The sequence below is a fragment of the Verrucosispora sp. WMMC514 genome (assembly GCF_027497295.1).
GTDB lineage: Bacteria > Actinomycetota > Actinomycetes > Mycobacteriales > Micromonosporaceae > Micromonospora > Micromonospora palythoicola.
In genome coordinates this window covers 5,681,071-5,694,973 of sequence record NZ_CP114906.1, presented here as the reverse complement: position 1 = coordinate 5,694,973, position 13,903 = coordinate 5,681,071, and the positions used below count along the sequence as shown (strand labels likewise).

Here is a 13,903-nt window from a genome sequence, read left to right as displayed (position 1 = left end):
TGCGCTCCGGCCCGGCCTGAGGCACCACCGCACTGAGCTGACGATTCGCTCGCTGACGCTCGCTCATGCCCTCGCCTCCGCCTGGTGCACGTGCTGGTCGATCCACCGCTGGAACGTGTCCCGGTCCCGGCTGATCTCGTCCCAGGACACGTAGAAGGCGTTGTCCCGCACCGAGTAGCCCTGGGCGTAGGAGGGGTGGGCACCGCCGGGGACGTGCGCCACGGCGGTGACCGCCCAGCCGGGCAGCACGACCTGGCCCGGCACCGGGGTCAACTCGTCGACGATCTCCTCGACGGTGACCAGGGACCGGCGGGCGGCCAGCACCGCCTCCTTCTGCACGCCGGTGATGCCCCACATCTGCACGTTGCCGGCGCGGTCGGCGCGCTGGGCGTGCACCACCGTCACGTCCGGGTTCAGCGCCGGGACCGCGGTCAGCGTCTCCCCGGTGAACGGGCAGTCGATGCTGCGGATGTTGCCGGTGTGCCGGGGCAGGTCGGTGCCGGTGTAGCCACGCAGCACGGCGAACGGCAGGCCGGAGGCACCGGCGACGTAGCGGTTGGCCATCCCGGCGTGGCTGTGCTCCTCCAGCTCCAGCGGGACGGGCCAGGAGTTCTGCACGGCGTCGCGGAAGCGGTGCAGGGACCCGACACCGGGGTTGCCGCCCCAGGAGAAGACCAGGCGGCGGGCGCAGCCCGCGCCGATGAGCTGGTCGTAGACGACGTCGGGGGTCATCCGCACCAGGGTCAGGTCGCGCCGCTCCTGCCGGATGATCTCGTGGCCGGCGGCGAACGGGATCAGGTGGGTGAATCCCTCGAGGGCCACCGTGTCCCCGTCGCGGACCAGTTCCGCGACGCCGTCGGCGAGCGGGACGAGCTTCGCCATGGGCCTCCCTGCCTCCTGTGTCGAACGCCCACCGAAGGTGTTCGGTATGCGGACCGGCGTACTTATCTCGAACGTAATCCGCCTCGGTGACGTTCGTCAACGCGTCCCGGCCGACCGCCCTTTCGGGCCCGACCGATTGCAGAAATGTTGCGGCGATCCGTTGACGCGGGTCGGGTACCGTGCAAATGTCCTTGATGAGAACGCTTGTTCGGCAAGCGAACAAGCGGCGCGCGACCGGCCCGGGTCACCGCCGGGGCCGCCGCACGTGTCAGGCGTGACCGGACCATCCGCCGGCCATCCGCCCGTGGCTGTCCCACCTGCGGCGCAAGGAGGATCACCATGCCCCTGCTCGACACCGATACCTGGCACGGCCGGATCTACAGCGATGGCTGGGTACGGTCGACCGGCGGCACCGCCGCCGTCCGCGCCCCCGCCACCGGCGAGGAGATCGGCCAGATCGGCGTGGCGGACGCCGACGATGTCGCCCGGGCCAGCGCCCGGGCCGCCGCCGCGCAGCGGGCCTGGGCCGCCACCAGCTACACCGAGCGGGCCGCCGTGCTGCGCCGGGCCGGCGCGTTGTGGGAGCAGCACGCCGCCGAGGTCGGCGACTGGGTGGTCCGCGAGTCCGGGTCGATCCCGCCGAAGGGCGTCCTGGAGACCGGCACCGCCGCGCAGGAGTGCTACGAGGCCGCGACCCTGCCCTCGCAGTCGCTCGGTGAGATCATCCCGAGTGCTCAGCCCCGACTGAGCCTGGCCCGCCGGCTACCCGTCGGCGTGGTGGGCGTCATCTCGCCGTTCAACGCTCCGCTGATCCTGGCGATCCGCTCGGTCGCCCCGGCGCTGGCGCTGGGCAACGCGGTGGTGCTCAAGCCGGACCTGCGCACGGCGGTGTGCGGCGGCCTGGCCATCGCCCGGGTCTTCGAGGAGGCGGGGCTGCCCGAGGGACTGCTGCACGTGCTGCCGGGCGGAGTCGCCACCGGCGAGGCGCTGGTGGCCGACCCGCGGGTACGCGTGATCAGCTTCACCGGGTCGTCCGCCGCGGGCCGCAAGGTCGGTGAGGCCGCAGCGCGGCACCTGAAGCGGGCGCACCTGGAGCTGGGCGGCAACTCCGCCCTGGTGGTGCTCGACGACGCGGACCTCGACCTCGCCGTCTCGGCCGGCGCCTGGGGTTCCTTCCTGCACCAGGGGCAGATCTGCATGACCACCGGCCGGCACCTGGTGCACGAGAGTGTCGCCGAACGGTACGTCAACGAGTTGGCCGCCAAGGCCGACCACCTGCCGGTCGGTGACCCCGCCAAGGAGCAGGTGGCGCTCGGGCCGATCATCGACGAGGCGCAGCGCGACAAGATCCACTCGCTGGTCACGTCCAGCGTGGACGCGGGCGCCCGGTTGGCCGCCGGCGGCAGCTACGACGGGCTGTTCTACCGGCCCACCGTGCTCGCCGACGTCACCCCGGACACCCCGGCGTACGCGCAGGAGGTCTTCGGCCCGGTCGCCCCGGTGCTCACCTTCGGCGACCTGGACGAGGCGGCGGCGCTTGCCGGCGCCAGCGAGTACGGTCTGTCGCTGGGCATCCTCAGCCGCGACGTGATGAAGGCGATGGCGTTGGCCGAGCGCATCCCCAGCGGCATCGTGCACATCAACGACCAGACCGTCAGCGACGAGGCGGTGGCCCCGTTCGGCGGGGTCGGCGCCTCCGGCACCGGCTCCCGGTTCGGCGGGCCGGCGGCGAACATCGAGGCGTTCACCGAGACGCAGTGGCTCACCGTGCAGGGTGACATCACCCGCTACCCGTTCTAGGCCCCCAAGGAGGCATGGATGCGTACCCAGGTCGGCATCATCGGAGCGGGACCGGCCGGTCTCATGCTGTCGCACCTGCTGCACCGGCACGGCATCGACTCGGTGGTGCTGGAGAGCCGCAGCCGGGAGTACGTGGAGCACCGGTTGCGCGCCGGCGTGCTCGAACAGGGCTCGGTCGACCTGCTGCGCGACACCGGCCTGGGGGCCCGGCTGGACCGGGAGGGGCTGCGGCACGAGGGCATCGAGCTGCGCTTCGACGGCGAGTCGCACCGGGTGCCGATGACCGAGCTGACCGGCCGGGCGATCACCGTGTACGGCCAGCAGGAGGTGGTCAAGGACATGATCGCCGCCCGGCTGGCGGCGGGCGGGACGATCCTGTTCGAGGCACCCGCCGACCGGTTGTCCGGACTGGACACCGCCCCGGTGGTCCACTTTCGGCATCAGGACCGGGCCGAGGAGCTGCACTGCGACTTCGTGGTCGGCTGCGACGGCTACCACGGGATCAGCCGGCCGGCCGTGCCCGAGGGGGTGCTCACCACCTACGAGCGCACCTACCCGTTCGCCTGGCTGGGCGTCCTCGCCGCCGCCCCGCCCGCCGTGGAGGAGCTGATCTACGCCCACCACGAGCGCGGTTTCGCCCTGTACAGCATGCGCTCACCGCAGATCTCCCGGCTGTACCTCCAGGTACCGGCCGACGAGGACATCGCCGACTGGCCGGACGAGCGGATCTGGGCCGAGTTGCGTACCCGGTTGGAGACGGTGCCGAACTGGACGCTCAACGAGGGGCCGGTGCTGGAGAAGTCGATCACTCCGCTGCGCGGCCTGGTGGTCGAGCCGATGCAGTGGCAGCGGCTGTACCTGGCCGGCGACGCGGTGCACATCGTGCCGCCGACGGGGGCCAAAGGCATGAACCTGGCCCTCGCCGACGTCGCGCTGCTCGGTGACGCCTTCGCCGCCTGGTACGGCGACGGCAGCACCGAACTGCTGGACGGCTACTCGCGTACCGCACTGCGGCGGGTGTGGCGGGCGCAGCAGTTCTCCTGGTGGATGACCTCGATGCTGCACCGGCTCAACGCCGACGACCCGTACGAGGCGAAGCTCCAGTCGGCGACCCTGCGCTACGTCACCACGTCTCCGGCGTACGCCACCAGCCTCGCCGAGAACTACGTCGGCCTGCCCGAGGTGTGAGGGAGAGGCCCTTCAACGTCTCAGGAGTGCGCGTTCGACGTCTCAGGAGTGCGCGGCAGCCTTACGCGCGAGGATGAGCCGGAAACGGGGGCCGCCGTCGCGGTGCGTGCCCAGGGCGGGCAAGACGGCGTCCGTCGCGGTGAAGCCGGCCGCCGTCAGGTCGGCACAGAGCGCGGGCAACGGCGCGCTGTGGTAGTACATGACGAACGGCGGGCGCCAGACGACGTTGCGTACCCGCATGACCAGGTCGAATCCGCGCGTCATCCAGTGCGACACCGAGGTGAGCGGTGCCGTGCCGATCGGGATGGCGAAGAGTCCGCCGGGCCGCAGCGCCCGGTACACCCCGGCGAAGAGCGCGGGCCGTTCGGTCGGCAGGAAGTGTCCGAGCGCTCCGGCGCTGACCGCGAGGTCGAAGCCCGCGGCGAACGGCAGCGCCCGAGCGTCGGCCCGGACCCAGGTGGCATCCGGGTACGCGCGGCGGGCCTGGGCGAGCATTCCGGCGCTGAAGTCGACGCCGGTGATCCCTCCGGAACACAGGGACCGGAGCACCCGCATGCCCGCGCCGGTACCGCAGCACACGTCCAGGCCGTGCGCGAACGACCCGAGTTCGGACAGCGCCTCGACGGTCGCGTCGAGCACGCTTTCCGGCGTACGGAAGGGCGTGTGGTCGAACTTCGGCGCCAGCAGGTCGTAGCCGCGCTCGACCGAGGAGAGCGCCTGGACGCACAGCTCCCGCAGCGACGGGCCTTGTGGCGAGAACACCGGCCGAGGGTACCTGCCGACCGTCACCCGCTCCGGCCGAAGTCGGGCCGTACCGCAGTTCGTCAGCTGCGGTTCGCGGTCACGTAGTCGAGGGAGACGGTGAATTTCTCGACCGGGTCGCCGAGGATCATCCACGGCCACTCGGTGACCATGCCGTCCAGCAGTGCGAACGCGTGCCAGGCCGCGTCGAACTCGTCGGCCAGTTCGAAGGCCATCGCGAATGTCGCAACTCGGGGTGCCCAGCCCGGGCCGGCAGGGATGTAATCCGGGTGGAAGATGGAGTTCTCCGCCGCGGCGAGCAGCTCCGTCCGGACCTCGTCCGAGACGATGTAATCGTTGGCCTCCGCTCGTTCGGTGCGGGCCCACTTCTCGATGTGGGCGACGGCCACCAGCTCATGCAGGAGACTGTTGGGTCCGGCCGCAGCGGCAGCACCCCGGGCGAAGTCGAACATCTGCTCATGACTACCGGACCATTTGGCGCACAGGTACTGCAGCCGCTGCTCGTGCGCGACGAGGTGCCCGGGGTGCAGTCGAGTCACCGCGTCGAACCGCTGCTGAGCCTCGACCGCACCGATGCCCAGCCCGCGGGAACTGGTCACCAGCCACGCCCACGCCGTCACGTTGTCCGGTTCGCGGGCGATCACCTGCTGCAACGTCGCCTCGGCGTAGTGCAACCGCTCGTGGAATCCTCTGAACTGCTCGGCACTTGTGTACTTGGCCAGTTTGCCGCCGCGTGCCTCCCACGCCCAGTGCACCGCGTGACAACCGGCTACCAGCAGCGGCAGCGTCGACTCCGGTTCGGCGTCGATCCATTCGCCGATCCAGTCCTGAATCCCGTCGACCCCGCCGACGGCCTCCATCAGGAAGGCCAGTTCGTCCGGGTCGGCTGCCATGGTGAGCAGCTCCCGGGCCCACTTCCACTTGCGCTTCTCCAGCGCCCGGATCAGGGCCTTGCGGTGCGGGTCACCGTAGGTCGGGTCCAGGACCGGCTCCGTCGGGTGCTTCTTGAACGGCCACATGCCAACCCAACCTCCGTGTCGTGCGCCGCACCGGCCGCCGATCCTAAACGATCAAGGTTGGGCGCAACGACGTCGGAGTCGCGGGAACCAGCACGGCCCGCCGTCCGACTAGGTGATCGAGCGGCGGGCATCCGGGCGACGGCAGGCAGCACTGACCCGAAGGGCACGGGCCAGGTCCGCAGCATGACCTCCTCACCCGATCGGAACACGCATGTCTCTGACCGAATTGTCCGACGAGTCCGCGCCGGACTCCCTCCCCGGCCCGTTACCCGCCCGATCACCACGGCGCGCCGCGCCGCTGGCGGCGTTGCTGCTGCGCCTGCACTTCTACGCCGGTGTCCTGGTCGCCCCGTTCCTGGTGGTCGCCGCGCTGACCGGCCTGGCGTACACGGTCACGCCGCAGCTGGATCAGCTTCTCTACGGCGACCAGCTCACCGTCGCCAGCGTCGGCGACCAACCGAGGTCGTTGGCCGACCAGGTCACCGCGGCCCGGAACGCCCACCCGGCCGGCGATCTGGTGTCGGTGGCCCCGGGTACCGGCGACCAGACGACCCGGGTCGTCTTCGCCCTTGAAGAGTTGGGCGAGAAGCAGCACACCGTCTACGTCGACCCGTACACGGGTGCGGTACAGGGGCAGCTCACCACCTGGTTCGGCTCCACCCCCGCCACCACCTGGCTCGACGACCTGCACCGCAACCTGCACCTGGGCGACCTCGGACGGCACTATTCCGAGATCGCCGCCAGTTGGCTGTGGGTACTGGCGCTCGGCGGCATCATCCTGTGGTGGCGTCGCCGGAACAACGGACGTGGTCGCGCGAGGCACCTGCTGGTTCCGGACCTGTCCGCCGCCAAGGGGGTACGGCGGACGCGGAGCTGGCACGCCACCACCGGCGTCTGGCTCGCCGTCGGGTTGCTGTTCCTCGCGGCCACCGGGCTGACCTGGTCCCGCTTCGCCGGTGCGAACTTCGGCGCCGGGTTGGACGCGCTCGACGCCCGGCGGCCCGTGCTGTCCACCACGTTGGACGGTGCGCCGAGCCCCGGTGGCGGCGAGCACCAGCACGGCGGCGCGGCACCGTCGGCGGCAGCCGATCCGGCCACCTTCGACCAGGTCCTGGCGGTGGCCCGCGACGCGGGCCTGTCCGGGCCGGTCGAGATCAGCCCGGGCACGCCCGGCACCGCCTGGGCGGTCGCCCAGACCGACAACGTCTGGCCGGTGCGGTTCGACCAGGTCGCCGTCGACCCGGACAGCAACACGGTGACCGCCCGCAACGACTACGCCGACTGGTCCCTGCTGGCCAAGCTCAGCGCCCTGGGCGTACAGGCGCACATGGGGCTGCTCTTCGGCGTGGTCAACCAGATCCTGCTGGCCGCGCTGGCCGTCGGTCTGCTCTGCGTCATCGTGTGGGGCTACCGGATGTGGTGGCAGCGCCGCCCGACCCGGGCCGACCGACGCGCCCCGGTCGGCACGCCACCGGCGCGTGGCGGCCTGCGCGGTCTGCCCTGGTGGGCGGTGCTGCTCGGGGTGCCGGTGATCGTCGCGGTCGGCTGGGCGCTGCCCTGGTTCGGCATCCCGCTGCTCGGCTTCCTCGTGGCCGACGTCGTCGTCGGCGTGTTCGCCCGCCGACGTGCCGGCCGCCGAGGCGATCCCGCCTCGACCTCGGCCGGGTGACCTCGATGCCGTTCCGGCGGGACGCTCGCCCTCCGGACGTCGACGTTCCGCTGGAACGGTGTCGATCGTGGATTCACCCGCTTCGGGGCATGGCGCGCGGCGGCGTTACGGGGTAGAAACATCTCGTCCCCGTTTCTTCACACCGTGATACAAGTCAGCCTGATGAGAGAGCGCTCTCACACGCCCTGGTCCATCGTGTCGTCGGGTCCGCCATCGACCGGCCCGACGGGAAGGACGAACGCATGCCGACCCCACCACCACAGCGGCGACTCGGTCGAGCACTGGCCTTCGGGTTGGTGCTGACCACCGCCGCGGTCGCCACGAACACCCCGGTCAGCGCGGGCCCGCCCCGACCGACCGGCCCCACCTTCGGTCCCAACGTCACGATCTTCGACCCGAGCATGCCGGTCAGCCAGATCCAGGCGACCCTCGACGCGGCGCACGCCGCACAGGTCGACAACGAGATGGGCACCACCCGGCACGCCTACCTGTTCCGGCCCGGCCACTACGGCACCGCCGAGCAGCCACTCCAGATCAAGGTGGGCTACTACACCGAGATCTCCGGCCTGGGCGCCTCCCCCACCGACGTGGTCATCAACGGCAAGATCGAGGCGTACAACCGGTGCCTCACCGAGGGCGGCACCGCCAACTGCATCGCGCTGGTCAACTTCTGGCGCACGCTGAGCAACCTGTCGCTGCGCATCAACGCCACCGGTCAGGACGACTGCCGTGCCTCGGCGAACTTCTGGGCGGTGTCCCAGGCCGTGTCGATGCGTCGGCTCGACATCAGCGGCGGCGGCCTGTCGCTGATGGACTACTGCACCAACGGGCCGCAGTACGCCAGTGGCGGCTTCATCGCCGACTCCCGGCTACCGGCCACCACCAACGGCTCACAGCAGCAGTGGCTGACCCGCAACAGTGAGGTCGAGAGCTGGTCCAACGCGGTGTGGAACCAGGTGTTCGCCGGGGTGGTCGGCGCGCCCGACGACGCCGGGTTCCCCGACCCGCCGTACACCACGCTGGACACCACCCCGCTGAGCCGGGAGAAGCCGTACCTGTTCGTCGACGCCAGAGGCAAGTACCAGGTCCGGGTGCCGGCCGTGCGCCGCGACACGCGGGGCATCACCTGGGGTACCCGGATGACGCCGGGACGGACCATCCCGATCAGCGACTTCTTCGTCGCCCGGCCGTCCGACCCGGTGCACGTCATCAACCGGGAACTCGCCCGGGGGCGGCACCTGCTGCTCACCCCCGGGGTGTACGACGTGGCCCGCAGCATCGAGGTCCGCCGGCCCGACACGATCGTGCTCGGCATCGGGCACGCCACCCTCACCGCGGTCGACGGCGCGGTACCGCTGAACGTCGCCGGGGTGCCCGGCGTGGTCGTCGCCGGGGTCACCATCGACGCCGGCCTGAAGGAATCGCCGGTGCTGCTGCGGGTCGGCCGCGAGCACGGCCGCAACCACAGCACCCCGCGCAACCCGATCACGCTGTCCGACGTGTACTTCCGGGTCGGCGGCCCGCACATCGGCAAGACGGACACCGCGCTGGAGGTCAACAGCGACCACGTGCTGATCGACCACACCTGGGTGTGGCGGGGCGACCACGGTGTCGAGGGCTTCACCGAAGGCGTCAACGGCGACACCGACCGCTGGCGGACCAACACCGGTCGCTACGGGGTCGTCGTCAACGGCGACCACGTCACCGCCACCGGCCTGTTCGTCGAGCACTTCCAGCGGTACAACACCGTGTGGAACGGTGAGCACGGCACCACGATCCTCTACCAGAACGAGCTGCCGTACGACCCGCCCACCCAGGCGGACTGGCACAACGGCACGGTCAACGGGTGGGCCGGCTACAAGGTCGGCGACCGGGTCCGCCACCACACCCTGCACGGCGGCGGGGTGTACGTGTTCAACCAGAACAACCCGTCGATCCGCACCGAGAACGGCTTCGAGGTGCCGGTGCGACCCGGCATCCGGCTGCACCACATCATGACGGTGAACCTCAGCGCGGGCACCATCGACCACGTGGTCAACGGTGTCGGCGAGGCGGCCGGCATGGACCGGGTCGGCGCTCCGGTCTACCTGGAGCAGTACCCGTAGCACCGCGGGCGGGGGCCGGCGGCTCGCCGGTCCCCGCCGACGTGGTTCAGTCCACCACCGGGCTGCGGCGCTCCAGCAGGACGACGTCGCGCCAGCGGCCGTGGTGGCGGCCCACCCGCTCGCGGGTGCCGACCGTCCGGAACCCGGCCCGCCGGTGCAGCGCCAGGCTGGCGGTGTTCTCCGGGAAGACACCGGACTGGATCGTCCAGATGCCCGCGGCGTCGGTCGACTCGATCAGCGCGTCGAGCAGCAAGCGGGCCACTCCCCGCCCCTGCGCGGCCGGGTCGACGTAGACGGAGTGCTCCACCACTCCGGCATAGACCGCCCGGGCGGAGGTGGGCGACACGGCGATCCAGCCGATCAGCGTCCCGCCCCCGTCGACCGCGACCAGCCGATGCGCCGGCAGCCGGCCGGCGTCGAAGGCGGCCCAGGTCGGTGCGACGGTCTCGAAGCTGGCGTTGCCGCCGTCCAGCCCGGCCTGGTAGATCGCCAGTACCCGGTCGGCGTCGTCCGCCGTCATCGGGCGCAGCCGCACCTCGGCCCCCGCCGGCTCGTCTCGGGTCATGGTCGAATCGTAGGCGAGGGCGCGGGACAGCCCGTACAGCGATCGGAACCGCACCGCCATCTCGGCCAAACCGGTCGCGGATCGAAGCACCACTCGCCGGTCAGGCCCGACCCGGCGACCGCTGCGGGTCACCGCACTAGCTTCCGGGCCCCCGCCGGTAGCGCTCGCTGTGGCAGCCCAGTCGACGCGAGCGGAGCCGCCGGGCGGTACGCACCCGGCCGGTGGATGCATCCGGCCTCCCGGACGAGTCGCGCTCCCCCTCGGCCACGTCGACGACGGTGTCGAAGGTGCTGGTGAAGCGCTGCCGTAGCGACGGCGGCAACGGTGCCCGGCTCACGCAGTGACGCAGCCTGGGCAGCGTCCTCCGGCCCCGGGCGGCGTCGAGCAGGGCCGCGTACATCGCCGACGTGCCGTGGAACACGGTGACCTCCTCGCGCACCATGAGATCCAGCGCCGCCGGGCCGGTGAAGCGGCTGAGCAGCACCAGGGTCGCTCCCGCCCGGAAGGTGCCGGTCAACGTGACGGCCTGACCGAACCGGCCGCCCAACGGCAGACAGCCGAGCACCACGTCGGTGCCGTCCGGCTCGACGGCCGGATCGACGTCGGGGTCCGCGAACGTGACGGTGCCGCCGGGTGGGGTGTCGCAGAGGTCCTCCAACCGGGGTACGGCGGACGGGGCCCGGCCCGGACCGACCGTGAGCAGCGGGACGCCGGCCCGTACGCTGATCCGCCGCCCGGCGGCCAGGTGCGAGGTGTGGCAGACCAGCAGCCGCGCCTCCCGGGCCAGGTGGACGGCCTGCGGACCGACCGGCACACCGACCGGTACGGCGACCGCCCCGGCGGCGAGGGCACCGAAGTAGACCCGGGGGAAATCCACCACGTTCGGCGCGAGCAGGGCCACCGCGTCACCGCCGCGCACCCCGGCGGCCCGCAGCCCGGCGCCGTAACAGCGGGCCTCCAACCACAGTTCGGCGTACGTGACCCGGACCCGGCCGTCGACGACGGCGACCGTGTCGGCGTGCCGGTCGGCGGAGCCGGCCAGCACGGTCGCCGGGGAGAGCGCGGTCATCGGGGCGGGTCCGCGTACAGCCGGCTGACCGTCTCGGCCACGCAGACCGGCTTGCCGCCGCCGTCGCCCTCCACGGTCACCGTGGCCACCAGTTGAGCCCCGCCCTCGAACGGGCTGACCTGGTCGATGGTGGCGACGACCCGCACCGAGCTGCCGACGCGTACGGGTGCGGGGAACCGGACCCGGTTGAGGCCGTAGTTGACCCCCATCCGCACCCCGTCCACCCGGTACAGGCGGCCGACCAGCGCGGGCAGCAGGGCGAGGGTCAGGTAGCCGTGGGCGATGGTGCCGCCGAACGGCCCGGCCGCCGCCCGTTCCTGGTCGAGGTGGATCCACTGATGGTCGTCGGTGGCGTCGGCGAACAGGTCGACCCGACGCTGGTCGATGGGGAACCACGGACCGGGGCCGAGTCGTTCGCCGACCGCGCCGGCCAACTCGTCGAGGCTGGCGAAGCTTCTCATCCCAGGTGCCCTCCGAGCTTCGTGTACCCGCGCAGCAGGTCGCGGGCGATGATCAGGCGCTGCATCTCGTCGGTGCCCTCGAAGATCCGGTACAGCCGCACCTGCCGGTACCAGCGTTCGATCGGCAGCTCGCGGGTGTAGCCCATCCCGCCGTGGATCTGCATGACCCGGTCGACCACCCGGTTGACCATGCCGGCACCGTAGAGCTTCGCCATCGAGGAGGCGTGCCTCGGGTCCAGGCCGGCGTCGACCGTCCAGGCGGCCCGCAGGATCAGCCAGCGGGCCGCCTCCAGCTCGGTCTCCGAGTCGGCGATCATCCACTGGATGGCCTGGTTGGTGCCGATCTTCGACCCGAAGGTCTCCCGGGTGTTGGCGTGGTCGATGGCCATCCGCAGCGCGCGTTCGGCGATGCCGACGGCGTGCGACGGGATGGTGTAGCGCCCCTTGCCGATCCACTGCATCGCCAGGGTGAAACCCTGCCCGATCTCGCCGAGGATGTTGCGGTGCGGCACCCGTACGTCGTCGAAGAACAGCGACGCGGGCCCGCCCTCGCCCATGGTGGGGATGAACTCCGACCGCCAGCCCATCGCCCGGTCCACCAGGAACGCGGTCGCCCCGCCGTCGCGGGCCCCCCGCTCGGGGTCGGTGACCGCGATGACGATGGCGAAGTCGGCCTCGTTGCCGCCGGTGATGAAGGTCTTCTCACCGTTGAGGATCCAGTCGTCGCCGTCGCGCCGGGCCCGGAACCGGATGTTCGCCGCGTCCGAGCCGGCACCCGGCTCGGTGATGGCGAAGCAGGAGTTGCGCTCCCCCTCGATGGTGGGCAGCAGGAACTCCTGCCGCTGCTCGGCGGTGGCGTGGAACAGGATGTTGTCCGCCTCGCCACCGAAGCGGAACGGCACGAAACTGCGGCCGATCTCGGTCCAGATCAGCGACTGCACGACGGCGGGCAGGTCCATGCCGCCGTACTCCTGCGGTGTGGCCAGCCCCCAGAAGCCGAACTTGCGGGCCTTGAGCTGCAACTCCCTCAGCTCGGCGCGTTCCAGGCCGGGCTGGTGGGCCCGCTCCCGGCGCAGCAGCTCCTGCTCCAGCGGCATGACCTCGCGGGTGATGAAGTCACGGGCGGTGTCGCGGATGGCCCGTTCCTCGTCGGACAGCCCGAAGTCCATGTGCTCACGGTTCCTCTCGCGGGTTCAGAAGGCGTTGACGCCGGTGAGCGCCCGCCCGATGAGTAACTGCTGGATCTGGCTGGTGCCCTCGTAGAGGGTGGCGACGCGGGCGTCGCGCAGGTACTTGCCGACCGGGTACTCGTCGATGTAGCCGTATCCGCCGAAGACCTGGATGGCGTCGTTCGCCGCGCGGACGGCGGCCTCGCTGGCGAACAGCTTGGCCATCGACGCCTCGGTGGCGAACGGCTGGCCCCGGTCGATCAGGTCGGCGACCCGCCAGACCAGCAGCCGCGCGGCGGCGGTGTCGACCGCGATGCCGGCGAGCAGTTGCTGCACGAGCTGGTGGCCGGCGATCGGCTTGCCGAACTGCGTACGTTTTCCGGCGTAGTCGACGGCGGCGTCCAGGCAGCCCTGGGCGATGCCGACGCAGCCGGCGGCGACCGACATGCGTCCCTTGGCGAGGGTGGCCAGCGCCAGCTTGAAGCCGGCGCCGCACTCGCCGAGGCGGGCGGTGTCGGGCACCCGGACGGCGTCGAGGACGAGTTCGGCGGTGGCCTGCCCGCGCAGGCCGAGCTTGCCCTTGATCTCCGACCGGGCGAGGCCGGGGCTGTCGGTCGGCACCAGGAACGCGGTGACGCCCCGGTGGCCCGGGCCGCCGGTACGGGCGAAGAGCAGCGCCACGTCGGCGGTGGTGCCGTTGGTGATGAACGTCTTGCGGCCGGTGAGCAGCCAGTCGTCGCCGTTGCGGACCGCCCGGGTGTTCAGCGCCGCCGCGTCCGAGCCGCTGTCCGGTTCGGTGAGGGCGAAGCAGCCGAGCGCGGTGCCGGAGCAGAGCGGCGGCAACCACCGTTCGCGCTGTTCCGGGGTGCCGTGGGTGGCGATCGACTTGGCGACCAGGCCGAGCGAGACCGACACGATGCCCCGGACGGCGGAGTCGCCTCGGCCGAGTTCCTCGAGCACCAGGCAGTACGCGAGGTGGTCGCCGCCGGAGCCGCCGTACTCCTCGGCGATGGTGAGGCCGAGGAAGCCGACCTCGCCGAGCTTGCCGACGATGCCGGGGTCGACCGCCTCGCGTCGGTCCCAGGCCGTCGCGTGCGGCACCACCTCGCGGTTGACGAAGTCGGCGGCGAGCGAACGGACCGCGACCTGCTCGGCCGAGAGGTGAAGGTCCATGGCAATAAACTAGCGGTGCAAGTTTTATGCTGTCCAGACCC

The 13,903-nt window shown here is 71.5% G+C and carries 12 protein-coding genes; 4 read left to right on the top strand and 8 right to left on the bottom strand.

From position 1 onward, the window contains the following. Nucleotides 1-63 precede the first annotated feature (63 nt). A complete protein-coding gene (locus tag O7597_RS26405) occupies nt 64-882 on the bottom strand; it encodes a CoA transferase subunit A (RefSeq protein ID WP_281581056.1) in 819 nt (272 codons plus the stop codon). A 339-nt stretch (nt 883-1,221) separates the two neighbouring features. On the opposite strand from O7597_RS26405, the gene O7597_RS26400 reads away from it, so the two are divergent. Together O7597_RS26400 and O7597_RS26395 are read left to right on the top strand one after the other, a co-directional pair. After that, on the top strand, nt 1,222-2,682 hold the full coding sequence (locus O7597_RS26400) for a benzaldehyde dehydrogenase (protein ID WP_281581055.1): 1,461 nt from the start codon (nt 1,222-1,224) through the stop codon (nt 2,680-2,682). An 18-nt stretch (nt 2,683-2,700) separates the two neighbouring features. Then, nucleotides 2,701-3,870 carry a 4-hydroxybenzoate 3-monooxygenase gene (locus O7597_RS26395; protein WP_281581054.1) on the top strand — a complete coding sequence of 390 codons (1,170 nt, stop codon included), beginning with the start codon at nt 2,701-2,703 and terminating at the stop codon, nt 3,868-3,870. Nucleotides 3,871-3,912: 42 nt separating this feature from the next. On the opposite strand, the gene O7597_RS26390 is transcribed toward O7597_RS26395, so the two are convergent. Together O7597_RS26390 and O7597_RS26385 are read right to left on the bottom strand one after the other, a co-directional pair. Further along, entirely contained in the window at nt 3,913-4,632 is a 720-nt protein-coding gene (locus O7597_RS26390) for a class I SAM-dependent methyltransferase (RefSeq protein WP_281581053.1), read from the bottom strand. Nucleotides 4,633-4,694: 62 nt separating this feature from the next. Beyond that, nucleotides 4,695-5,651 (bottom strand): DUF4034 domain-containing protein, encoded by a 957-nt coding sequence (locus O7597_RS26385; protein WP_281581052.1) that lies wholly within the window; start codon nt 5,649-5,651, stop codon nt 4,695-4,697. 211 nt (nt 5,652-5,862) lie between these two features. Here O7597_RS26385 and O7597_RS26380 point away from each other — a divergent pair, with 211 nt between their 5' ends. Together O7597_RS26380 and O7597_RS26375 are read left to right on the top strand one after the other, a co-directional pair. Next, on the top strand, nt 5,863-7,320 hold the full coding sequence (locus O7597_RS26380) for a PepSY-associated TM helix domain-containing protein (protein WP_269741384.1): 1,458 nt from the start codon (nt 5,863-5,865) through the stop codon (nt 7,318-7,320). A gap of 242 nt (nt 7,321-7,562) precedes the next feature. Then, nucleotides 7,563-9,425, top strand: coding sequence for an adenylyl cyclase (locus tag O7597_RS26375; RefSeq protein ID WP_269741383.1), 1,863 nt, complete (start codon nt 7,563-7,565; stop codon nt 9,423-9,425). A gap of 46 nt (nt 9,426-9,471) precedes the next feature. On the opposite strand, the gene O7597_RS26370 is transcribed toward O7597_RS26375, so the two are convergent. The 5 genes from O7597_RS26370 to O7597_RS26350 form a co-directional block, all read right to left on the bottom strand. Continuing rightward, on the bottom strand, nt 9,472-9,990 hold the full coding sequence (locus O7597_RS26370; RefSeq protein ID WP_269741382.1) for a GNAT family N-acetyltransferase: 519 nt from the start codon (nt 9,988-9,990) through the stop codon (nt 9,472-9,474). A gap of 136 nt (nt 9,991-10,126) precedes the next feature. Next, a complete protein-coding gene (locus tag O7597_RS26365; RefSeq protein ID WP_269741381.1) occupies nt 10,127-11,059 on the bottom strand; it encodes an AMP-binding protein in 933 nt (310 codons plus the stop codon). Beyond that, nucleotides 11,056-11,520 (bottom strand): MaoC family dehydratase, encoded by a 465-nt coding sequence (locus tag O7597_RS26360; RefSeq protein WP_269741380.1) that lies wholly within the window; start codon nt 11,518-11,520, stop codon nt 11,056-11,058. Before O7597_RS26360 ends, O7597_RS26365 begins: the two co-directional genes overlap by 4 nt. After that, entirely contained in the window at nt 11,517-12,689 is a 1,173-nt protein-coding gene (locus tag O7597_RS26355; protein WP_269741379.1) for an acyl-CoA dehydrogenase family protein, read from the bottom strand. The genes O7597_RS26360 and O7597_RS26355 overlap by 4 nt, the downstream gene beginning before the upstream one ends. A gap of 24 nt (nt 12,690-12,713) precedes the next feature. Next, nucleotides 12,714-13,862: an acyl-CoA dehydrogenase family protein gene (locus tag O7597_RS26350; RefSeq protein WP_269741378.1), complete on the bottom strand. Its 1,149-nt coding sequence runs from the start codon at nt 13,860-13,862 to the stop codon at nt 12,714-12,716. Between the last annotated feature and the right edge of the window lie 41 nt (nt 13,863-13,903).